At 34.0% G+C, this 23,286-nt stretch carries 24 protein-coding genes and 1 pseudogene; 22 read left to right on the top strand and 3 right to left on the bottom strand.

From position 1 onward, the window contains the following. Positions 1-450 precede the first annotated feature (450 nt). The 9 genes and pseudogenes from RWL86_RS06940 (at position 451) to RWL86_RS06900 (ending at position 7,137) form a co-directional block, all read left to right on the top strand. A pseudogene (locus RWL86_RS06940) lies at positions 451-655 on the top strand (CPCC family cysteine-rich protein). A gap of 108 nt (positions 656-763) precedes the next feature. Next, positions 764-1,060 carry a rhodanese-like domain-containing protein gene (locus RWL86_RS06935; protein WP_314078287.1) on the top strand — a complete coding sequence of 99 codons (297 nt, stop codon included), beginning with the start codon at positions 764-766 and terminating at the stop codon, positions 1,058-1,060. 127 nt (positions 1,061-1,187) lie between these two features. Beyond that, complete coding sequence (gene tmk, locus RWL86_RS06930; RefSeq protein WP_314078286.1) at positions 1,188-1,844, top strand: dTMP kinase; 657 nt, start codon at positions 1,188-1,190, stop codon at positions 1,842-1,844. Position 1,845: 1 nt separating this feature from the next. Beyond that, positions 1,846-2,175: a cyclic-di-AMP receptor gene (locus tag RWL86_RS06925; RefSeq protein WP_227930835.1), complete on the top strand. Its 330-nt coding sequence runs from the start codon at positions 1,846-1,848 to the stop codon at positions 2,173-2,175. Beyond that, positions 2,156-3,133, top strand: coding sequence for a DNA polymerase III subunit delta' (gene holB, locus RWL86_RS06920; protein ID WP_314078282.1), 978 nt, complete (start codon positions 2,156-2,158; stop codon positions 3,131-3,133). The genes RWL86_RS06925 and holB overlap by 20 nt, the downstream gene beginning before the upstream one ends. An 18-nt stretch (positions 3,134-3,151) precedes the next feature. Continuing rightward, the gene (locus RWL86_RS06915) at positions 3,152-3,508 is read left to right on the top strand and encodes an initiation control protein YabA (RefSeq protein WP_314078279.1); all 357 of its coding nucleotides are present in this window, start codon (positions 3,152-3,154) and stop codon (positions 3,506-3,508) included. A gap of 539 nt (positions 3,509-4,047) precedes the next feature. After that, complete coding sequence (locus tag RWL86_RS06910; protein WP_399534620.1) at positions 4,048-5,505, top strand: arylsulfatase; 1,458 nt, start codon at positions 4,048-4,050, stop codon at positions 5,503-5,505. Further along, on the top strand, positions 5,505-6,377 hold the full coding sequence (locus RWL86_RS06905) for a formylglycine-generating enzyme family protein (protein ID WP_314078274.1): 873 nt from the start codon (positions 5,505-5,507) through the stop codon (positions 6,375-6,377). The genes RWL86_RS06910 and RWL86_RS06905 overlap by 1 nt, the downstream gene beginning before the upstream one ends. Continuing rightward, on the top strand, positions 6,358-7,137 hold the full coding sequence (locus RWL86_RS06900) for a sulfite exporter TauE/SafE family protein (protein ID WP_314078273.1): 780 nt from the start codon (positions 6,358-6,360) through the stop codon (positions 7,135-7,137). Before RWL86_RS06905 ends, RWL86_RS06900 begins: the two co-directional genes overlap by 20 nt. Positions 7,138-8,460: 1,323 nt before the next feature. Here RWL86_RS06900 and rsmI read toward each other — a convergent pair. The 3 genes from rsmI to RWL86_RS06885 are packed head-to-tail and all read right to left on the bottom strand — an operon-like array spanning position 8,461 to position 10,407. Beyond that, on the bottom strand, positions 8,461-9,348 hold the full coding sequence (gene rsmI / locus RWL86_RS06895) for a 16S rRNA (cytidine(1402)-2'-O)-methyltransferase (RefSeq protein WP_314078272.1): 888 nt from the start codon (positions 9,346-9,348) through the stop codon (positions 8,461-8,463). Beyond that, a complete protein-coding gene (locus RWL86_RS06890) occupies positions 9,345-9,656 on the bottom strand; it encodes a GIY-YIG nuclease family protein (protein ID WP_314078269.1) in 312 nt (103 codons plus the stop codon). The genes rsmI and RWL86_RS06890 overlap by 4 nt, the downstream gene beginning before the upstream one ends. Before the next feature lie 4 nt (positions 9,657-9,660). Continuing rightward, positions 9,661-10,407, bottom strand: coding sequence for a tRNA1(Val) (adenine(37)-N6)-methyltransferase (locus RWL86_RS06885; protein WP_314078267.1), 747 nt, complete (start codon positions 10,405-10,407; stop codon positions 9,661-9,663). A gap of 169 nt (positions 10,408-10,576) precedes the next feature. Between RWL86_RS06885 and RWL86_RS06880 the strand changes: the two genes are divergently transcribed. The 13 genes from RWL86_RS06880 to RWL86_RS06820 all read left to right on the top strand — a co-directional run bounded on the left by RWL86_RS06880 (position 10,577) and on the right by RWL86_RS06820 (position 23,212). Beyond that, positions 10,577-12,052 (top strand): DUF4097 family beta strand repeat-containing protein, encoded by a 1,476-nt coding sequence (locus RWL86_RS06880; RefSeq protein ID WP_314078266.1) that lies wholly within the window; start codon positions 10,577-10,579, stop codon positions 12,050-12,052. A 27-nt stretch (positions 12,053-12,079) separates the two neighbouring features. Beyond that, a complete protein-coding gene (locus RWL86_RS06875) occupies positions 12,080-12,361 on the top strand; it encodes a PspC domain-containing protein (protein WP_314078265.1) in 282 nt (93 codons plus the stop codon). A gap of 4 nt (positions 12,362-12,365) precedes the next feature. Beyond that, positions 12,366-12,713 carry a phage holin family protein gene (locus RWL86_RS06870; RefSeq protein WP_314078264.1) on the top strand — a complete coding sequence of 116 codons (348 nt, stop codon included), beginning with the start codon at positions 12,366-12,368 and terminating at the stop codon, positions 12,711-12,713. Positions 12,714-12,892: 179 nt separating this feature from the next. Next, positions 12,893-13,825 carry an HPr(Ser) kinase/phosphatase gene (gene hprK / locus RWL86_RS06865; RefSeq protein ID WP_314078262.1) on the top strand — a complete coding sequence of 311 codons (933 nt, stop codon included), beginning with the start codon at positions 12,893-12,895 and terminating at the stop codon, positions 13,823-13,825. A gap of 11 nt (positions 13,826-13,836) precedes the next feature. Then, the gene (gene lgt / locus RWL86_RS06860) at positions 13,837-14,685 is read left to right on the top strand and encodes a prolipoprotein diacylglyceryl transferase (protein WP_314078260.1); all 849 of its coding nucleotides are present in this window, start codon (positions 13,837-13,839) and stop codon (positions 14,683-14,685) included. A gap of 12 nt (positions 14,686-14,697) precedes the next feature. Continuing rightward, the gene (locus RWL86_RS06855) at positions 14,698-15,741 is read left to right on the top strand and encodes an NAD(P)H-dependent glycerol-3-phosphate dehydrogenase (RefSeq protein ID WP_314078258.1); all 1,044 of its coding nucleotides are present in this window, start codon (positions 14,698-14,700) and stop codon (positions 15,739-15,741) included. Beyond that, positions 15,738-16,658 carry a UTP--glucose-1-phosphate uridylyltransferase GalU gene (galU, locus tag RWL86_RS06850; RefSeq protein WP_314078257.1) on the top strand — a complete coding sequence of 307 codons (921 nt, stop codon included), beginning with the start codon at positions 15,738-15,740 and terminating at the stop codon, positions 16,656-16,658. The genes RWL86_RS06855 and galU overlap by 4 nt, the downstream gene beginning before the upstream one ends. A 110-nt stretch (positions 16,659-16,768) precedes the next feature. Beyond that, positions 16,769-17,713, top strand: coding sequence for a thioredoxin-disulfide reductase (gene trxB, locus RWL86_RS06845; protein WP_314078255.1), 945 nt, complete (start codon positions 16,769-16,771; stop codon positions 17,711-17,713). A gap of 378 nt (positions 17,714-18,091) precedes the next feature. Then, positions 18,092-18,244, top strand: coding sequence for a 50S ribosomal protein L33 (rpmG, locus tag RWL86_RS06840; RefSeq protein ID WP_005607156.1), 153 nt, complete (start codon positions 18,092-18,094; stop codon positions 18,242-18,244). 517 nt (positions 18,245-18,761) lie between these two features. Next, positions 18,762-20,156, top strand: a complete 1,395-nt coding sequence (locus tag RWL86_RS06835; RefSeq protein ID WP_314078252.1) for an MATE family efflux transporter — start codon at positions 18,762-18,764, stop codon at positions 20,154-20,156. Positions 20,157-20,159: 3 nt separating this feature from the next. Further along, positions 20,160-21,872: an ABC transporter ATP-binding protein gene (locus tag RWL86_RS06830; protein WP_314078250.1), complete on the top strand. Its 1,713-nt coding sequence runs from the start codon at positions 20,160-20,162 to the stop codon at positions 21,870-21,872. A 93-nt stretch (positions 21,873-21,965) separates the two neighbouring features. Beyond that, the gene (pezA, locus tag RWL86_RS06825) at positions 21,966-22,442 is read left to right on the top strand and encodes a type II toxin-antitoxin system antitoxin PezA (RefSeq protein WP_314078247.1); all 477 of its coding nucleotides are present in this window, start codon (positions 21,966-21,968) and stop codon (positions 22,440-22,442) included. Further along, the gene (locus RWL86_RS06820) at positions 22,442-23,212 is read left to right on the top strand and encodes a zeta toxin family protein (RefSeq protein ID WP_314078244.1); all 771 of its coding nucleotides are present in this window, start codon (positions 22,442-22,444) and stop codon (positions 23,210-23,212) included. Before pezA ends, RWL86_RS06820 begins: the two co-directional genes overlap by 1 nt. The last annotated feature ends 74 nt before the right edge of the window (positions 23,213-23,286 follow it).

The following is a 23,286-nucleotide window of genomic DNA, read 5'->3' as shown; positions in this document are numbered from 1 at the left end:
AGCAGTTCGTGATTTGAAGTGGTATCCAGAGTATAAATAATTCATTTCTGCTGCCTTTCTTTCTATAGCGACAAATTTGTATGAGCTGTGGAGTTAAGTAATTTAGAAAGAATATCTAACGTTAATATTTTATATATCAACATTTCGACACTCTGTGGTTATACCACAGGGTGTTTTTTCATTGAGTGACAAATAAACCACCCGTTAGACGGGTGGTCATAATTCATTTCATTTAAAAATTAAATATTTAATAAGAAAAAAAGTAAGTATACCCAAAATAAAAATGATTAGTTTTTTCATTTCATTCTCCCCCTTATTTTTCTATTTCACTTGTAGTGTATTCTTTTTTTTCTCAAAAAAACAGTCTTATTTTTAATATTTTTTTCTGATATAATAGTAATTAAGGGTTTTCATTATTGGAAGTAAGATGTGATGAAGAGGAGTATTACGATGGAAAATTCTCAAAAAACATGGAGAATTGATGGCGAACTATGGCTTCATTGCCCTGTTTGTGGACAGGAAGTGATGGACTATGATATTTGTGATGTTTGTCATTGGCAGAATACGGGAATTATAAATAGTGATGGTGGACCAAACAAAATGACACTTGCAGAAGCAAAAAGTGGTGTACGCTAAAGGTTTACCAATTCGATAAGGAGCACCTAGAGTCTATCTAGGTATTTTTTACAAGACTCATAAGTAGGACAAGTATATGTAATATGTTAAAATCAAAGAAAACAGACTATTAAAAGGGGTTAGGAAGATGAAAAATATTACAGCAGCAGAATTTCAAAAAGTAAACCAATCAGAGGAAGTTGTTTTAATTGATGTTCGTGAAAAAGATGAGTATCAATCTGGTCATATTTCAGGAGCAGACAATTTTCCATTAAGTGAATTAGGAACAAACTACACAAATTTAGATAAAAATCAACCTTATTATGTCGTTTGCCAAGCAGGTGGTCGTTCTGCTAGAGCATGCGAATTTTTGGAAGCACAAGGGTTTGAAGTGGTGAATGTAACTGGTGGAATGAATGCTTGGCAAGGTGAAGTTGCTAAATAAGGAAGTTTTTCTATTGAACAGATGGCTCTCGGTTTCTCAATTTTTAATCGAATATTCAGTTTTGAATTTAAGTTCATTGGAAAATATGATAAAATGAAATAGAATTTGCGAAACTAGGAGGAGTATTGTGCCGGGATTATTTATTACAATGGAAGGCCCAGATGGAGCAGGAAAAACAACTGTGATTGAAAAGCTTATTCCATTATTAGAAGAACGAACAAATGTGACCATTACTTCTACTCGAGAACCTGGAGGAAGTCGAATTGCAGAAGATATTCGACAAATTATTTTAGATGTTCAAAATGTAGAAATGGATGTTCGAACAGAAGCGATTTTATATGCAGCTGCCAGAAGACAACATTTAACGGATCGAATTTTACCGAATTTAGAAAAAGGTGGCATTGTATTTTGTGACCGCTTTGTAGATAGTTCATTAGTTTACCAAGGGGTAGCTCGTGGTATTGGTGTTGAAGAAGTGTATCAATTAAATCAATTTGCAACAGCAGGAAAAACACCAGATGTGACATTATATTTAGATGTTCCAGCTGAAATTGGATTAGAAAGAATTCATTTAGCGAAAGGAAATCGTCAATTTGACCGATTAGATCAAGAAGGACTACAATTCCACCAAATGGTTCGTCAAGGATACTTGGATATTATTCCAACAGATCCTGAACGTTTTATCCAAATTGATGCAACTAAAACAGTGGATGAAGTTGTGCAGGAATGTTTAACAGCTTTAGTAGACCGTTATCCAGAATATTTTACGAATGGAGAGAGATAATATGAAATTAATTATTGCAATTGTACAAGACAAAGATAGTCATTTATTAAGCGATGAATTTGCAAATGCAAATATTCGTGCAACTCGTTTATCTACTACAGGTGGATTTTTACGAGCAGGAAATACAACATTCCTAGTAGGGATTGAAGAAGAACGTGTGGAAGAAGTTTTATCGATTATTCGTGAAAACTGTGAATCAAGAGAACAATTAACAACTCCGCCAGTACACTTAGATACAACATTAGAAGCAGGAATGTCGATGCCAGTTCCAATTCGTGTAGGTGGTGCAACAGTATTTGTTGTTCCGGTAGATGCTTTCTATCGTTTCTAGTATGAAGATGTTGAAGCAATCTTTTATTCATGCAGTTCAAAAGAATCGCTTAGGTCATGCGTATTTATTTGAAGGAATGCAAGGGGTTGGAAAAAGAGAGCTAGCCCTATTTCTTGCCAAATTAGTATTTTGCCAAGAACGAGCTGAGGATGAAGAACCTTGCCTAAAGTGTGATTATTGCCGAAGAATCGATGAGAGAAATTTCCCTGATGTTATGGAGATTACTCCTGACGGGCAATCGTTAAAAGTGGATCAAATACGAGAATTGAAACAACAATTATCGAAGACGGCGATGGAAGGACATATGAAAGTCTGTATCATCCATGATGTGGATACATTAACAACGGGTGGTGCCAATAGCTTGTTAAAATTTTTAGAAGAACCAGAATCTTCGATATTATTTTTATTATTAACAAGCCGACTTAGCAAAGTATTACCAACGATTCAATCACGCTGTCAAATTGTTCATTTTGCAACGCCTATTATGGAAACTTTGACGACTCAATTAGAAGAAGCAGGAGTTATTCCTTCGGTTTCTCGCTTATTAGTAACACTGACAAGTGATTTGGACGAGGCGTTAGAATTAGCCAATAGTGAATCATTCCAACAATTGCGTCAAGATAGTTGGCAATGGTATACACGAGTGTTCCAAAATCGTTCGATGGCATTTGTAACGATTCAGTCTCAAATGATGCCGTTACTGACTTCAAAGGCTGAAGGTCAACGATTTTTAGAATTGTTACCCATTTATGTGAGAGATTCTCTTTATATGGCGATAGGTGCTAAAGAGCAAATCATTCAAAAAGATAAAGCAGCTACCTTGCAAACTATTGCGAATCAGTTATCTGTGCAAAAATGGATTGAATTACATGAAAAGACGAGTAAAGTGTTAGAAAAAGTGCAATCAAATGTAGGAATACAAGCTGCCCTAGAACAATGGGTATTAATGATTCCTTAGTAAGAAAGGAGAGATGGTATGACGAATCGTCAATTATATGACCGAGTAGAACAATTAAAAAGACAAGTTCATCAACAATTAGAATTGTTAGAAGAAATTAGTCAAGAATTACAAGTGGTCATTGAAGAAAATCATAATTTAACGATGGAAAATCTTCACTTAAAAGAACGATTAGATACCATCGACGAAACAGTTCCAACGGATCAATCAAATGAGCAGGTGGAACAAAAGAAAAAACGCAGTCAGTCATTAATTAATTTAGAAAATATTTACGACCAAGGATTCCATATTTGTAATTTTTATTATGGGAAACGTCGTGATAATGATGAAAACTGCATGTTTTGTACCGAAATTTTATTTAGTGAAAAACAATAAAAATTAGTATATGTAAAGTACGAAGAATAAGAGCATACAAACTATTTTCCAATAGTAGCAAGGTCGCCAGCAGCCAGCTTACGCTGTCTCATGGCTAAAATTCGAGCCTAATGTCTCGAATTTCCCCTGTCATATAAGCCAAACAGGCTTATATGACTGATGCTACAGTGAAAATGTTTTGTATGCTCTTATTCATTGGATAAAATCTTTATAAACATGATATTTTCCTAGATATGTAAAGTACGTAGAATACTAGAATACAAGGAATTTTCATCGTAGCAAAAGTAATATAAGCCGTGAAATGGCTTATATTACAGGGAAACTTTGAGACCCAGGCTCAAAGTTTAGCCATGAGACTCGCAAAGCGAGGCTGCTGGCGACCTTGCTACTAATAGAAAATGCATCAGTTGCTAGTATTCGTTTTTGTTAAAGAAAACAATATCTTGATAAAAAGAAGCAATATATTATGCATACTTCATCTTTCTATCAAAAATACAATCGTATATAATAAACATACGTAAGAAATAGGAGTGAAAGATATGAAACAAAAACCAAATGTTATTTTATTAATGGTGGATCAAATGAGAGCTGATGCGCTATCTTTTAATGATCCAAACCATTTTGCGATAACACCAACTTTAGATATGATGGCTTCTTTGGGATATAATTTCGAACAAGCCTATTCTCCTGTTCCGAGTTGTGTACCAGCACGTGCAGCCTTATTAACCGGAATGGATCAATCTTCTACTGGTCGTGTAGGATATGAAGACGAAGTTCCTTGGAATTATACGAATACATTACCTCAAACATTTAGAGATTGGGGATACCAAACAGAGTGTATTGGGAAAATGCACGTTTACCCTTCAAGAAAAAGAATGGGATTTGACCATGTCGTATTACACGATGGCTATTTACATGTCGATCGAAAATATGACAAATCTTATGGACAGAATTTTGAAGCTTCAAGTGACTATTTAGAATTTTTGAAAAAAGAATTAGGTCACGATATTGATATGATTGATGATGGTGTCAATTGTAATTCGTGGGATGTTCGTCCATGGGAATTGCCAGAAAAATATCATCCAACAAACTGGGTAGTTAGCGAGTCGATTCAATTTTTAAAACGTCGAGATCCTTCTGTGCCATTTTTCTTAAAAATGTCATTTGAAAAACCTCATGCACCTTTAAATCCTCCAAAATATTTTTATGATTTATATATGAATGCATTGCCCGACGAAACAGATTTGCATATTGGAAACTGGGAACGATTAGAAGAAAAAATACCAGACTTATATGCTCATCGGGGGAAATTAAAACCGGATGCGCAAAAAAGAATGTTAGCAGCTTATTATGGCTTAGTTTCTCATATCGATAATCAAATTAGCCGTTTCTTAACAGCATTGCAAGAATTTGATTTAGATAAAAATACCATTATTTGGTTTGTATCCGATCATGGGGATCAATTAGGAGAACATTATTTATTTAGAAAAGCCTATCCTTATCAAGGAAGTATTAAAGTTCCATCATTTATTTATGATCCAGGGAATATTATTGCAGCCAGTCATAAAACAATTAAGCAATTAGTAAAATTACAAGACATTTTCCCTTCATTAGTTGATTTAGCGCTTGGAGAACAAGTAGAAGTGGATGGAAAGAGTGTGAAGCAATTATTATTTGGACATTATGAAGGTTGGAGACAAGATTTCCATGGGGAACATAGTAAGGGAATCGACTCTTGTCAATTTGTCTTAACTCAAGATTGGAAATTCATTTGGTATCCTGTAAAAAATGAATATCAATTATTCCATATGCCAACGGATCCACATGAAATGAAAAATCTAATAACAGAAGAAAGTTATGCTCCAGTTATTGAAGAGTTAACAGCGAAACTTGTGCAATATTTACAAAATCGTCCGGAAGGATTTGTAAAAGATGGACAATTACATCAAGTGCCAGTAGAAGCGATTCGTGCGACTCTTTATAAGGAGGAGGCATAATGGAATTTGTTCAAATACCAGCAGGGAAATTCTTAATGGGAGATTCTACTCATCAAGGATTTGTAGAAGATTATGAAGGCCCAGCTGTAGAAAAAGAAGTTCATGCATTTGAAATGGCGAAAACTCCGGTGACGAATGCAGAATTTTTAGAATTTGTACAAGCCACTGGTTATCAAACTTTAGCGGAGAGAATAGGGGATTCCTATGTATTTCATTTATTGTTGCCTGAGGAAAAAAGGGAGAATTATCCTCATGTAACAGGATCTCCTTGGTGGAAAGTCGTGCCAAATGCTCATTGGGCACAGCCATTTGGAGAAGGTTCTAGTATAGAGGGAATTGAAGACCACCCAGTTGTTCATATTGCATTAGAAGATGCTATTGCATATTGTCGATGGGCAAAGGTGCAATTGCCAACTGAAGTGCAATGGGAATATGCAGCTAGAGCAATGAGTACAAGTACATATCCTTGGGGAGAGGATTTAGTACCTGAATCAGGCTATCGTGCGAATACATGGCAAGGAGATTTTCCAAATGTCAATGACGCATTAGACGGATTCGTGGGAACAGCTCCTGTGTATTCTTTTGAACCGAATGATTTTGGATTATATCAAATGATTGGAAATGTTTGGGAATGGTGTAGTCATCCAAGAGGAATTGTTTTACCTTTAGTAGAAGAGAGAATTTCCTTAGATTCGATACAACCTAGTGGAGAATTTGCCATTCGTGGGGGATCATTTTTATGTCATTGTTCTTATTGTAATCGATATCGAGTTGCTGCTAGAAATGGCGCCTTTGTAACGTCTACAACAAGTCATATGGGATTTCGTTGTGTCCGTTTTGAGGAGGAATCATATGTACGTAGCAATCTATAGCATCATCGTCTGGATTGCGACCTTTATTGGCGCAATAACGGGATTAGGTGGAGGAATTATTATTAAACCGGTTTTTGATTTTGTTGGGTTAGATCAAGCAGCGATGATTAGTGTGTATTCGACAATTGCAGTATTTTCCATGTGTATAGTTTCGCTCTATAAAAGATGGGATGATGTAAAAAATAGTCAGCGAAAAATTGCATTTGGACTTTCGATAGGATCAATTTTGGGAGGATTATCTGGGGAACAAATTTTCCAGATGGCTTTACAATATTGGGGGAATCGACTGGTGAGTTTATCTCAATCGATTTTATTAGTCATCATTCTACTGGGAATTATTATATATGCCTTTTTCCAAGAAAAAATTGCGACTCACACCTTAAACCAATTGTTTGGGATTATGGTTTTAGGGTGGAGTGTAGGTTTAGTATCTGTTTTCCTTGGAATTGGGGGAGGGCCTTTGAATATTGTGCTGTTATTATATTTCTTTTCAATGAAATCAAAAGAAGCAGCATTTTATTCGATTCAAATGATTTTCTTCGCGCAGATTATGAAAATGGGTTCCATTGTGACGCATTTGCATCAGATTGAGTGGAATGGGTTATTAGTGGTGTTGATTATTGTTTTTGCATTTCTAGGTGGATATTTTGGAACAAAAATTCAAAAAAAATTAACTCACCAACAAGTACTAACCTGTTATCATTTATTGATGATTTTATTACTATTTATCAATTTGTATAATGTGTACCGACGGTTATAACGATTATGAATAAAAATACAGAAATAGCTTTTTTAGTTGCAAGGTCGCCAGCAGCCTCGCTATGCGAGTCTCATGGCTAGAATTCGAGCCAAGGTCTCGAATTCTCCCTGTAAAATAATCCAATATTTATATTGGATTATTTTACTGATGCTACTAAAAAAGCTTTTTCTGTATTTTTTATTTACGTTTATAAATAAAGACAATAAGATAGAGTATATACTAACTTCCATGAAAAAAGCAGGAATGATAGATACGGACAATTGACAAAAATATAATTGGATTTTGAAATAATCTTGTTTAAACAAGATGCAAATAAAATTTAGTGGTGCGAATTTTTCAGTATCTGTGTAAAAGATGAATAAGAATAATAAAAATTAGAACAGACTTCCTTTAGTTGCAAGGTCGCCAGAAGCCAGCTAACGCTGTCTCATGGCTAAATTTCGAGCCTTGGTCTCGAAATTTCCCTGTAATATTATCCGATATATATCGGATAATATTACTTTTGCTACTAAAAGAAGTCTGTTCTAGTTTTTTATTTTGAATTAACAACATAAGAAAAAAGCACTTGAGGTTACAAACGTTAATCTAAAAATGTACAAAAGTGGGAATTTAAAAATGTTCAATTTTACTCACTCAATACACCCTTTGAACGGTAGGATTCACCATAATTTGAATGGCATGAGAAGGTTACAGAATAAATAAAATAAGAAAGACACCTATTTCTAGGTGCCTTGATGCAGAGCCGATTTAAAATCTCTCTGAAGTATGTTATCCGTAGAGCCTGCGTTGCCGCATCTCTAATGTATACTTATAATACTAAATTTAGTTTTTTGTTGTCAATTTAAACGGTTGTAATGGATTTTAATATTTTTGCTTATCATTACAGTAACAAATATCACAAAACAAGTAGAAAACTCTGTTAAAGAAACATTCAATCTCGTTATGCAGTGTTCTGTGATGATGACATTTATCCTACAGTATCTTCTGAGTACTATAAAGTATTGTTGAAATCATTGAAACAAAGAGGATTATAAGGAGTTTCTGGAAAATATACATAAGAGTTATCCCAAAATATGTGCAAGTATTGATTCTGTTTATGATGATTTATTAGTGATTTTTGCTTTTTGTGTAAAAGATGAATAAGCATAATAAAAACGAGAACAGACTTCTTTTAGTAGCAAAAATAATATTATCCGATAGGTATATTGGATAATATTATAGGGGAATTTCGAGACCGAGGCTCGAAATTTAGCCATGAGACAGCGTTAGCTGGCTGCTGGCGACCTTGCAACTAAAGGAAGTCTGTTCTCGTTTTTTTTTCGCTTATTCTTGGTGAATCAACTTGTAAACGTCTTGTTTTTTTAGTTGGTTTTGTTTTGCCACCCATTTAATGGCGTCTTTTTGAGAAAGTTGTTGGTGTTCCATTGCCCATTGGACTTGTTCTTCTAAACTTAAATGTTCGCAAGAAGCAGTCTCTTCCGTAGCAACACTCGTAGTCACCTCTTCCGGATGAGTAGTCCCAATTAAAATACAACATTCGCCTTTCAATTCTTCTTCCTCACAGAGTGTTTTCAATTCTATAGCAGTTCCACGAATAAATTCTTCATGCTTTTTGGTTAATTCTCGACATAAAACGACTTCTTTTTCTTCACCATAGACTTGAGCAATCAGACTAAAACAATCGTCTAATCGATAAGGAGACTCATATAAAATGACTGTTTCACTATGACTTGATAAAGCAGTTAACTCAGCTACTCGATCCTTTTTCTTTCTAGGAAGAAATCCATAAAAATAAAAGGGTTGAGGAACTAATCCTGATGCAATGAGTGAAGTAATCGCAGCATTAGCACCCGGTAATGGAATAACCGTAATTCCTTCTTGAATACAAGCTTGAACAAGTTCAAATCCGGGATCACTAATCGAAGGAGTTCCGGCATCACTCACTTGAGCAATAGTTTTCCCTTCTTTTAACCATTCGATAACAGAGGGAATCCGTTCCTGTGTGTTATGTTCATGGAAACTTTTTTGAGGAGTTTGGATTTCAAAATGATTTAATAATTTCTGAGTATGTCTTGTGTCTTCCGCAAGAATAAAATCGACTTCTTGTAATGTTTTAATGGAACGAAAAGTCATATCGTCTAAATTCCCAATTGGAGTAGGAATTAAGTATAGCTTCCCATAAAGGGATTCTTCAAAACTTTTTTGTCTCATGTTAGTTCCTCCTGTTGTAATAATTGAATGATAGGCTTGGCTGTTTTTCTAAATTTCACACCTTGCCCTGTTAGATAGTTTATTTTTTGGATACGTGTTTGTTGTTTAAAAGCATATTCTGCTTTCAGTGCTTCGGATTTTGTAGCATATTCTTTAGCATATAATAGGGTAATAGGACGTCTTGTTTTTGTATATTTAGCTCCTGTTCCATTATTATGAGCCATGATTCTTTTTTCTACGTTTGTCGTGTATCCTGTATATAAAGTGAAATCTTTACATAAGGCAACATATATAAAATGTGTTCCCATTTCATTAACCCCATAATACTTCTTTTAATTTATCTGTATATTGATTATTTTCATCAAAAATAGTAATCGGTGGTAAAATACGAACGCCACCCGGTTGTCCGTCTTTTATCAGTTCGATGAGGACAATATTGCTTTCTTTTCCTTCTTTTGGATAAATGAATTGGATCCGTTTCGGTTCTAGTCGATAGTGTCTTGCTGTTGTTAAAATATCTATCAGACGATCTGGACGATGCACGATAAAGGCTTTGCCTTTCATTTTTAGTAATCCGGATATATTTTGTAATAATTCTTCTAACGGTAAATAAATTTCATGACGAGCAATCGTGAATGCTTCTTTTTGATTGACGAGAGCTTGTTCTTGTAATTTAAAATAAGGAGGATTACATGTAATATAATCGATTGAGTCTTTCTTTAGTATCGTTGTAATTTCTCGAACATCTGCTTGGATTATTTCTACTTTTTCTTCTAATTGATTGAGTTGAATTGTTCGATTTGCCATATCACATAATGCTTCTTGTAATTCAACGCCAAGAATTTTATTGTTTGTTTTAGCACTCAGTAAAAAGCTGACGACTCCATTTCCTGTACATAAATCTACAATGGTTGCTTTTCTTTGATGAGGGATAGTAGCAAAATCACTTAATAACACTGCATCAATTGAAAAGGAAAATACTTCAGAACTTTGGATAATATCAATATTTTCTCGTTCTAATCTATCTAGTCTTTCATGTGGTTTTAACTCAATCGTCATAAAGTCTCCTTACATTTATCCAATATAGTAGGTTTATTTTAGCATAGAAGAGAAGACTCTGCACAAAAATATATTTTTAAGAATCAAACTTAAGACCTATGACATCTAAAATGGAAAAAGGCATAATAGACTTGTAAATGATATTAGAAAATGAATGGAGGAATCCGATATGAATGAAAAAGAACGTATTTTAGATTTAGTAAAAAAAGGAGTGATTAGCTCGCAAGAAGCGATTTCCTTATTAGAAGAGCTTGGAAAAAATCAAGGGGAATCTTCAAAAGTGAGTGAGCAAGAGAAAAAAGATGCAACTACTTACCAAAAAGAAGATGAAAAACGATTCGATACAGTTTTAGACAGTATCGCATCTGTTGTCACAAATTTTTCAAGTGAATTTGATGAAGAATTTGAAACATTAAACCAAGTGACTCAACAAGTGAAACAAAAAGAAGAACGAATCGAAGAACTTCATACAGCAAAAGCTCTTGATAAACTAACGGTAGAACAAGAAATGGAATTACAAAGACTTACTGAAGAGTTAGAAATTTTACGTTCTCAACAAAGAAGTTTAGAAGAAGAGAAAAAAACAGCACAAGATGAAATGAAACGATTGAAAAAAGAAGAGTTTGATGAAAAACTCAAAAAAGCAAAACAAAAAATTGAAGAAACAGATTGGCAACAAACAACAAGTGATTCTTTATCACAGTTAGGAGGAATCATTGGACGCTTTGCAGGACAATTTTCTAAGGCAGTTGCTGAAACAGCACGTAATGTGAGTGTTACGATTAAAGATCATCCAAGTTTTTCAACGATGTCTCCATTTTTCTATCAAACAAGTCACTCTTATGCTTTTGAAGAAGAGTTTGGAGAAATTGGTATTATTGAAATTAAAGTGGCAAATGGGGATATCAAAATGAAAACTGCTCCTCAATCAACCGTAACAATTGAAGGAGAATTTCGATTAAATGAAGAATTTGAAACGCAAGAAGAAATTGAAAACTATATTAATGAGCGAATGAATGTTAGTCTAGAGAACGATACATTTAAATTCTTTATTCCAAGTAAAAAAGTTTATGCAGATGTCACTTTTGTTTTCCCAGAAAAAGAGTATGATTATGTCAGTGTCAAAGGATTGAATAGTGGGATTCGAATGAAAGATTTCACAGGGAAAGATTTTTATGCAGAATCACAAAATGGAGAAGTTTCTGTTAAAAATGTGAGTGGAACCATGTTAGAACTTACAAGTAAAAACGGAACGATTAAACAATTGGATGGACAATTCAAAGATTCCATTTTAGATGGAACAAATGGTAATATTATTTTTGATGCAGAAGCAGAAAGTGCTACACTAAAAACAGTGAATGGTTCTATTAAAGTGAAAAAAGTATCACCAAATACCAAACAAGTGATGGCTAAAACCGTAAATGGAAGTGTACAATTAGATGTACCAGAATCATTAGAAGTAGAAGCAGCTTTAAGTACATCACTAGGAAAATTACATTATGATGATGCACAATATGAAGTGATTAAACATGAAAAAACAGTGACGAGTCATTCAGTCGTTTTAAGAAGACAAAAAGAAGTAGTTCCTGTTAGAATTACAGGGAAAACAACGACTGGAAGTGTGACGTTAAATTCGGTACAATAGAGATAAATTTGTAAAGAGGAGAACACTATGAAAAGAAAAAAATTAATGCGATCAAAAGATAACCGTATACTAGCAGGGGTTATTGGGGGAATTGCAGAATATTTAGACGTTGATGCAAGTATTTTAAGAGTCATCTTTGTATTTTTAACATGGTCTGGTATGCCAATCTTATTATATATTTTATTAGCGATTATTATGCCATCAGAAAAAAGACAAAGAAATCAAAACTATTATTATGATTCTTACAATCGACCAAGAAAAGAAGCTCGAAAAGTAGAAGAAGACGATTCTGATTGGAGTGACTTCTAAGGGAATGTTTTTAAGAAAAATCGCTATTAACACAGTTGGATTTATGGTCATTGCAGCATTGCTTCCTCAGTTTGTTGTTACTAATTGGGGCTCAGCTTTGTTTGCGGCTATTGTTTTATCAATTTTAAATGTTGTCGTGAGACCGATTTTGATGATTGCCTTTATTCCATTAATTGCTGCAAGTTTTGGTGTGTTTATGTTAATTATTAATGCGCTAATGCTTTGGTTAATGATGGGAATTGTTCCAGGAATTCATGTGACATCATTTTGGATGTTAATCGTTGTCAGTGTGTTATTAAATATTTTTAGAAAATTTGTTGAAAATTTCTTCAAGGAAGAAGAATATTATTAGAATAGACCGACCTAAAATTAGAGTAGTGAATCTAAATTTAGGTCGGTATTTTTTTGCTAAAATCATTCGTTATTCTATGGAATTTCAAAGAGAATGTATAAAGAATTAGTATAGAATTTACCCGAGAAGTATAAAAATGTGGTATGATAGAATAGAATAAGTAGAAAATGAGGGATGATATGAAATCAATCGTAACGATAGAAAAACTTGCTGAAAAATTGCATTTAAAACCATTACATGGTTTAGAATATTTAGACCGTGAAATTACAACGAGTGAAATTTCAAGACCAGGATTAGAGTTAGCAGGATATTTTAATTTTTACCCAGCAGAAAGAATTCAATTACTAGGAAGAACAGAATTATCTTTTGCAGAGCAACTATCTTCACGTACAAGATTAAAAACAATGCGCCGATTATGTACGCCAGAAACACCTTGCTTTGTAGTGTCTAGAAAATTATTACCACCAGAAGAATTAGTTCAAGCAGCTGAGGAAGCAAAAATTCCTATTTTACAAGCAAGCTCAAGAACAACTCATGTATCGAGTAGTGTAACGAATTATTTAGAAAGTCGATTAGCAGAACGGATGTCTATGCATGGCGTATTAGTAGACGTGTATGGGATTGGAATGCTAATTACTGGAGAAAGTGGCGTTGGTAAATCTGAAACAGCCTTAGAATTAGTTCAAAAAGGTCACCGTTTAGTAGCAGATGACCGTGTAGAATTATATCAACATGATGAATTAACTCTTGTAGGGGAAGCACCTGAAATTTTAAATAATTTAATTGAAATTCGTGGAATCGGAATTGTTGATGTGATGACATTATTTGGTGCAGGAGCTATTTTAGATACAAAACAAGTAGATTTGTTAGTGCATTTAGAAAACTGGACACCGGATAAACAATATGACCGTTTAGGAAGAGCTGTTGAAACAACTGAAGTGATGGGAGTAAGCATTCCAAAAATGAGAATTCCTGTGAAAACTGGTCGAAATGTTTCGATTATTTTAGAAGTTGCTGCGATGAACTTCCGTGCGAAAAAAATGGGATTTGATGCTACAAAAACATTCACAGAACGTTTAGAGCAGTTAATCGCTGAAAACAGCGAACAATAGGAGGCGATTGTATGAATGAATTTTTACTTCAAACGATTAATCCTATAGCTATTGAAATTGGTGGCTTACAAGTTCGTTGGTATGGCATCATTATTGCTTCTGCCATTTATATTGCAGCTACTCTAGCCGATAGAGAAGCAACTAAAAAAGGATTTCGAAAAGACTTTGTAGTTGATTTAGTATTTTGGGCCATTCCGTTAGCCTTTTTAGGTGCAAGATTTTATTATGTTTTGTTTGAATGGAAACATTATGTCGCTAACCCAATTGATATCATTAAAATTTGGGAAGGTGGTATTGCCATTTATGGTGGATTAATTGGTGGAGCTTTAACAACGTATTGGTTTTGTAAGAAAGAAGAAGTTTCTTTTACGTTATTACTAGATATTTTAGCGCCTGTTGTCTTATTAGCACAGTCTATTGGACGTTGGGGAAATTTCACGAATCAGGAAGCTCATGGAGCAGAAGTTACGAGACAATTTTTAGAAAATCTTCACTTACCAAGTTTTATTATTGAGCAAATGAATATTAATGGTGTTTATTATCATCCAACTTTTTTATATGAATCGTTATGGTCAGCTTTAGGAGTTATTTTATTAGTCATTTTAAGAAAGAAAGCTCCTATTAAAGTTGGGGAAATTGCAGCGACTTATCTGGTTTGGTATGGATGTGGTCGTTTTGTAATTGAAGGAATGCGTACAGATAGTTTATGGCTATTTGGAGTGATTCGTGTTTCTCAAGCATTATCTTTAATCTTAGTGATTGGAGCCATCATATGGGTATGGATGCAAAGAAAAAATCATCCACAGAGACCTACTTATGTATCCGTTGATGATCCAAAATCATCGGATTTATGGATTTAAAGGAGTCAGTTTATGAAACAAAAAATTGCAATTTTAGGAGCGGGTTCTTGGGGAACAGCATTAGCTATGGTTTTAAAAGACAATGGTCATGATGTATGTTTATGGGGCAATCATGTTTCTCAAATTGAAGAAATCAATACACAGCATACAAATCATCAATATTTACCAGAAGTGATTTTAAATGAAGAAATTTATGCAACGACGGATTTAGCAAAAGCTTTATCAGGTGCAAATGCTGTTCTGTTTGTTCTTCCAACAAAAGTCATTCGATTAGTAGCAAAACAAGTGGCACCTTTATTAGAAGGGAATCCTGTTATTATTCATGCTAGTAAAGGATTAGAACAAGAAAGTTATTTGAGAATTTCTGAGATTTTAAAACAAGAATTACCGAAAGAGAAGTATGAAGAGATTGTCGTGCTTTCTGGGCCAAGTCATGCGGAAGAAGTTGCTAAAAAGGATTTAACAACGATAACAGCTGCATGTGAGGAATTATCTTCTGCAAAAGTTGTCCAACAATTATTTAGCAATTCTTATTTCAGAGTCTATACAAATACGGATGTTATTGGTGTGGAATTAGGAGCAGCATTAAAAAATGTTATTGCAGTTGGTGCGGGAGCTTTACATGGTTTAGGCTATGGAGATAATGCTAAGGCAGCTTTAATGACTCGTGGATTAGCAGAAATTAGTCGTTTAGGAATTGCGTTTGGAGCAGATCCTCTAACATTTATTGGATTAAGCGGAGTGGGCGATTTAATTGTAACTTGTACAAGTATTCATTCAAGAAACTGGCGTGCAGGGGATCAATTAGGACAAGGAAAATCTTTAGAAGATGTCCTAGAAAATATGGGCATGGTTGTTGAAGGCGTTCAAACGTGTAAAGCAGCTTATGAATTAGCACAGGAAAAAGGAATTGAAATGCCGATTACAAATGCTGTGTATAATATTTTATATAATGGGAAAAATATTAAAACAGAAGTTTTACAATTGATGGAAAGAGAAAGAAAATCAGAAGTATCCTTAAAATCACATCAAAAACAATTGGAGGGTTTACAATGAAACGAGTAAAAAAAGCAGTTATTCCAGCGGCTGGTCTAGGAACACGATTATTGCCTGCAACAAAAGCGATGGCAAAAGAAATGTTGCCAATTGTCGATAAGCCAACGATTCAATATATTGTAGAAGAAGCATTAGCTTCAGGAATTGAAGAAATTTTAATTGTTACGGGTAAAAGTAAACGTCCAATTGAAGACCATTTTGATTCTAATATTGAACTAGAATCGAATTTGGAATCAAAAGGAAAGACAGAATTATTAGAATTAGTCCAAGAAACAACAGGAATTAAATTGTACTTTGTTCGTCAATCTTATCCTAAAGGACTTGGAGATGCTGTATTACAAGCAAAAGCCTTTATTGGTGGAGAACCATTTGTCGTAATGCTTGGGGATGATATTGTTAAAGCAGAAGTGCCATTAACAAGACAATTAATTGAAGGGTATGAAAAAACTCATGCCTCTAATATTGCAGTAATGGAAATTCCAATGGAAGATACAAACAAATATGGAATTATTGAACCAGAAAGTGAAGTAGCGGATAATATGTATAATGTTCGCCATTTTGTTGAAAAACCAAAACCAGAAGATGCACCAAGTAATTTAGCAATTATTGGTCGTTATTTATTAACTCCTGAAATTTTTGATATTTTAGAAAAACAAGAACCAGGAGCAGGTGGAGAAATTCAATTAACAGATGCGATTGATACATTAAACCAAACACAACGTGTATTTGCAAAGAAATTTGAAGGTACAAGATATGATGTTGGGAATAAACTTGGTTATATGACTACAAGTATCGAGTTCGGGTTAGAGCATCCAGAAATTAAGGATGAACTAAAAGATTATATTATTGATTTAGCTCATCGATTAGAAGGAAAATCTTCAAGCAATAAAGTTGTTGAATCAACTGAAAAAGAATAAAATAGAATAGAATAGAATAGACATTAAAAGACTGAACAAACAAAAATGGCAAAAAGGCAGTAGTTTTTGTTCAGTCTTCTTTTATAACTAAAGGTAAAGGAGATGTAACTATGGAAGAAAGAACAATTTATGATGTGATTATTATCGGTTCAGGTCCTGGAGGAATGACAGCAGCATTATATGCTTCACGTGCAAATTTAAAAACATTAATTTTAGAAAAAGGAGTTCCTGGTGGAGAGCTTTTAAATACTTCTGATGTAGAAAATTACCCTGGATTTTCAAATATTAGTGGACCAGATTTAGCAGAGAATATGTATAAAGGTGCAATGCAATTTGGTGCAGAATATGCTTATGGAAATGTAAGTGGGATTGAAGTGGATGGAGATTTACGTATTGTCCATGCCGGTAAAAAATCTTATGCGGCTTATGCAGTAGTCATTGCGACGGGTTCTTATCACCGTAAATTAGAAGTTCCTGGTGAAGAAGAATATGCTGGAAGAGGCGTTTCTTATTGTGCGGTATGTGACGGAGCATTCTTCAAAGGTAGTGACTTATTAGTGATTGGTGGAGGTGATTCTGCCGTTGAAGAAGGGACGTATTTAACACAATTTGCGAATAAAGTTACGATTGTTCACCGTAGAGATGCCTTACGTGCACAAAAGATTTTACAAGATCGTGCATTTGCAAATGAAAAAATGTACTTCTTATGGAATAAAGCTGTAGAAGAAATTTCAGGAGATGAGCAAAAGGTGACTCATGTTACATTAAGAGATACTCAAACTCAGGAACTTTCTCAAGTAGAAGCTGCGGGAGTATTTATTTATGTTGGATTATTACCGTTGACAGAGCCGTTTAAAGATTTGGGAATTACAAATGAAGAAGGCTGGATTGTCACAAATGAAAAAATGGAAACAAGCATTCCTGGCATTTATGCAGTAGGGGATGTGCGCCAAAAACATTTAAGACAAATTACAACAGCTGTTGGTGATGGTGGAATTGCAGGAAACGAAACATATCACTATGTAGAAAGTATTAAGGAAAAATTGGCGGAATAAGCGGTGAGATTTATTTTAGGATTTGTCGAATGAATGAGATTTAATGGGATGGTTAGCAACAGAAAATGTGGCTGATTTTTCGACAATAAGTATTGTTCCGTTAAATGGAAAATGTTATTCCGAATAAGGTGATATTGTTCCGTTAAGGTGAAGAAAGTCATTTGCATGATAGTGATTTACTACTAAAACGTTGTCTCATACTAACTTCTAGTTTTGATCTTTGACTAGAAGCTACTTTGAAATTTTACGAATGAACAAATTATTTGGAATTTGTAGTAGAGCCATTGACAAGTGTCTAGGATTTTGTTATTATAAACAGGCAAATCGTAAAAAAATCGATGAGTTATTGAATCTATTTGGAAATGAGAGGTGTCATTCATGCGTATCAACATTTTATTAGAATGTGCTGAAACAGGTGAACGTTTATACTTAACAAGCAAAAACAAACGTAACAACCCAGAACGTTTAGAATTAAAAAAATATTCTCCAAAATTACGTAAACACGTTGTTTTCAAAGAAACTAAAAAGTAATTTCGAGAAAAGTAATTGGAAGGTCAAGCGATGTTTGGCCTTTTTTTCTTGTTGTGAGCGAGAAATGGATTTTTTGATATAGTAGTAAAGGACGGCAGCAGCCCTTCGGTCTCATGCCTAAACTTCGAGCCTAGTGTCTCGAAGTTTCCTTACATTAGTAGCCACTTGATGGCTACTAATGTGCTTGCTACTATAAAAAATCCATTTCTCTTTTTTCGTGACTGTATGGGAGGGTGTATGAGATGTGGATTTTTTGATATAGTAGTAAAGGACACCAGCAAACCTGCGGTTTCATGTGCATACTACTATAAAAAATCTATTTCTCTTTTTTCATGACTGTACGAGGGTTCGTGTGAGATGTGGATTTTTTGATGGTAGTAAAGGATGCTAGCAAACCTTCGGTTTCATTTGCATACTACTATAAAAAAATCATTTTTCATCCAATCTATCTTTTATAGAAACACCATAACACTACCTTAATAGTTCAAAATCTTGTATACTGTTAAAGGTGATTAAAATGGAGAAACAGAATACAAAAAATTTTATAACGAGTGGAAATATTAATCGAGTCATTTTAACGATTGCCACTCCTTTAATGATTAATAATTTAATTCGAACTTTATATAATTTAACGGATGGATTGTATGTAGCTCAGTTGTCTGCTGAAGATTTTGCAGCGACTGCGTTTATTTGGCCGTTAAATTTTTTATTTATCTCAGTAGGTTTGGGAATTAGTGTTGGAGCAACGGCTCTTATTGCTCAATATTTTGGAGCAAATGATTTAAAAATGGCGAAGAGATATACTTGGAATACGATGGCGTTAACGTTTGTTTTTGGCTTTCTATTATCAACGATTGGCTATATTTTTGCTGGTCAATTTGTGGAATGGATGGGAGCTAGGGGCGTCTTTTATGAGAAGTCGACTGCGTATTTAAAAATTAATTTTATTGGCTTATTTTTTGATTTTGCCTATTTTGGATATCAAGCATTGCTGAATGCGCAAGGTAGAACAAGGGTCATTACAGTGGTAAGTACGATTTCATCTATCACGAATGTTCTATTAGATCCGATATTTATTTTTGCAACGATTCCTTTTACACAAATTCCTGGATTAAATGCGGGGATTGAAGGAGCTGCTTGGGCAACGGTAATTGCAAAAATTATATTATGGCTTTTAGCGATTATGGCTACTAGAAGAGAATCCATTATTCATGTTCCATTGTATGAAGTGGATTATGATACATCTGTTATTCGTAAAATTTTACAAGTAGCATGGCCTTCTGCATTTGGATATGGGGGAGCTGCATTTGGTTTTACTGTATTAAATGGATTAATTCAGTCATACGGGACTTCTGTTCTTGCAGCTTATTCTATGGTCAATCGTATTTCAGATATTTTAACGCAACCGCAAATGGGAATTGGCTCTGCTTTAACTGCCATTATTGGGCAAAATATGGGTGCAGGATTATTTGACCGAGCTCATGCGATTTTCAAACGAGCATTGATTTGGGTGTTACTTATTTCTGGTTTTGGAAGTATCGCTATTTTTATGTGGCAAGATGCTTTACTTCATATTTTTATTAAAGATGTAACGGATACGATTCTTTGGAATAGTGCGGTTGAATATTTATATTACACAGCATTCATTATCTTCTTTATGGGGATGTTTTCAGCGTATAGTGGATTTTTCCAAGGTTGTAGTGCAACAAAATATTCCATGAATATGTCGATTGGACGTTTATGGGTTGCTCGTTTACCAATTATTTGGATTTTAGGAAGCTTAACAGAGTTAGGAGCTACAGGTATTTGGATTGCAATGTTACTTTCGAATGCTTTAACGGTTTTATATGGACATTTAGTTTATAAATGGAAAGACTGGAGTAGTATGCATTATGCAAAAGGAGAGAATTAGTACATGTTAAAAGAATTTATTAAATATTATAAACCGTATCGAAAATTATTTTTATTAGACTTTACTTGTGCGGTTATTGTAGCAATTTTAGAATTAGCCTTTCCCGTAATGGTTCATCGCGTCATTGATGAAGTGTTACCACAACAAAATGTTGGAATTATCCTTGTAGTAGGATTTAGTTTAGTACTTTTATATGCGACTTCTACAGTGTTAAATTATATTGTCGTATCATTCGGGCATTTATTAGGAATTAATATAGAAACGGATATGAGAAGAAATTTATTTGCTCATATCCAAAAACAATCATTTTCATTTTTTGATAATATGAAAATTGGTGAATTATTGAGCCGTTTATCAAGTGATTTATTTGATATTAGTGAATTAGCGCATCATGGCCCTGAAGAATTATTTATCGCTATTATGACGTTAATTGGTTCGTTTGTATTGATGTATCAAGTTCAACCAACGCTAGCTTTATGGACGATAGTGTTTGTTCCATTTTTAGCAGTTGCTTTAGCAGTTTTTAATCGAAAGATGTCAGCTATTAATCGTCAAATTTATAAAGGACTAGCTCACTATTCTGCAGGTTTGGAAAATGTTTTAAGTGGGATGCGTGTCGTAAAAGCTTTTGCTAACGAAGAACATGAACAACAATTATTTGAAGGATTAATTCAAGAATATCGTACGAATAAAATTCAGTTTTATAAAACAATGGGTTCAAGTAGTTCGTTTAATTATTTATTAATGCGTAGTATTAATTTATTTACGTTAATGCTAGGTTCGTATTTTACTGTTACAGGACAACTTACTGCGGGAGAATTAGTGGGGTATATTTTACTAGCAAATGTCTTTGTTCGACCTATTGATAAAATGAATTCGATGATTGAATTATATCCAAAAGGAGTTGCCGGATTCCGTCGTTATCAAGAATTAATGGCCATTGAACCGGATATTCAAGATAGACCTGATGCAATCGAAGCTCCTCATTTTGAAGGAGATATTTCTTATCGTAATGTAAGTTTTGGATATGAAGAAAATAAAGCAGTCTTGGAACATGTTTCAATGGATGTGAAGAAGGGAGAAACCGTTGCGTTTGTAGGTCCTTCTGGTGTAGGGAAAACAACGTTGGTGAATTTATTACCTCGTTTTTATGAATTACAAGAGGGAGAAATTTTAATCGATGGGCAAGATATTCGAAACTTTACAATGCAATCGTTAAGACGTCAAATTGGAGTTGTTCAACAAGATGTATTTTTATTTAATGGAACGATTCGTGAAAATGTATTGTATGGACGATTAGATGCAACAGATGAAGAAGTAGAAGAAGCCATTGAGCGTTCTAAATTAAGAGAAGTTGTCGATGATTTAGAGTTCGGATTGGATACTCAAATCGGAGAACGTGGAGTAAAACTATCCGGTGGACAAAAACAACGTTTATCGATTGCTCGTATTTTCTTAAAAAATCCTTCGATTTTAATTTTGGATGAAGCAACAAGTGCATTAGATACGCAAACGGAGAAATTCATTCAACAATCCTTTGATGAACTTGCAAAAGGAAGAACGACTTTTATTATTGCGCACCGCCTAGCAACTATTCAACATGCAGACCGTATTATTGTAGTAACAGAAGATGGTTTAGCAGAAGATGGTACGCATGAGGAATTATTGAAGAAAAACGGCATTTATGCTGATTTATATCATGCACAATTTGCGTAATGGAAAATATAATTGAGAATAAAACGCACCAATTTTGGTGCGTTTTATTTTTTTGTGTGCTATAATGATTTTATCGAATAGGGGGATGTAACTATGATTGGGAAAAATATAAAAGCATTACGAAAGAAAAATCAGTTAACGCAACCTGAATTTGCAAAATTGATTGGAGTTTCTCGCAATAGTTTAAGTCGTTACGAAAATGGAATAAGTTCTATTTCTATTGAACTAATTGATAAAATTTGCCAGAAGTTAAATGTCTCTTATGTTGATGTTGTCGGAGAAGAAAAAATGTTAAGTCCCATGGAAGAGTATGAATTGACTTTAAAAATTGAAGTTGTAAAAGAGAGAGGAGCGAATTTATTAGCACGTCTTTATCATTATCAAAATATTCAAGGGATAGAGGTTGATGATGAAAGTAATCCGTGGGTTGTCATTAGTGATGATTTATCTGATTTAATTCATACCAATATTTATTTAGTGAATAGTTTTGAAGAGTTAGAGCGTTATGTTGGGTACTTGGATGGTATTGAACGTATGATAAGCATCACAGAGAAACGGATGGTAGCTTGATGGATATTGAAGAGTATACGGAAGAAGAATTTCAACTCGCACTGAAACGCAATATACGATCGTTGATAAGAGGTAAGCAATCCACTAAAAATCCAATAGCAATTTTACTTGGTGGTCAAAGTGGAGCTGGTAAGACAACAATTCATCGTATTAAACAAAAAGAGTTTCAAGGAAATATCATTATTATAGATGGAGATAGTTTTCGATTTCAGCATCCACGTTATTTAATTTTACAGCAAAACTATGGAAAAGATTGTGTTGAATATACAAAACAATTTGCAGGGAAGATGGTAGAATGTCTAGTAGAGAAACTAAGCGATTTGGGATATCATCTTTTAATTGAAGGAACATTACGAACTGTTGAAGTGCCTAGAAAAACTAGTGAAATATTACAAAATAAGGGGTATAAAGTTCAATTGGCTCTGATAGCTACAAAACCAGAATTATCTTATTTAAGTACAGTTATTCGATATGAGGAACTATATGCTATTAACCCAGAACAAGCTAGAGCAACACCAAAAAAACATCATGATAGGATAGTAGAAAATCTAGTTCAGAATACTCAGTTACTGGAACAAACTGGACTTTTTGAACGAATTCAAATTTATCAAAGAGATAGAAATTGTATTTTTGATTCAAAAGAAGATATAATTTCAGCAGCAACTGTTCTACAAGAGGTGTTATTTGGAAAGTGGAATCAGGTTGAAAAGGAAATGTTAAAAGTAGGACAAGAAAAATTAAAAATACTACAAAAGAGAATAGATGATTAAAAATATTTATAAAAGAAACTCTAAGAAACACAAACATTTGTGACACGAACCAGTGTCAATACAACTTGTGGGAC

The organism is uncultured Granulicatella sp. (assembly GCF_963515095.1).
Lineage (GTDB): Bacteria > Bacillota > Bacilli > Lactobacillales > Aerococcaceae > Granulicatella.
The sequence above is the reverse complement of the archived record's forward strand: the minus strand, read 5'-3'. Positions and strand labels throughout refer to the sequence as shown.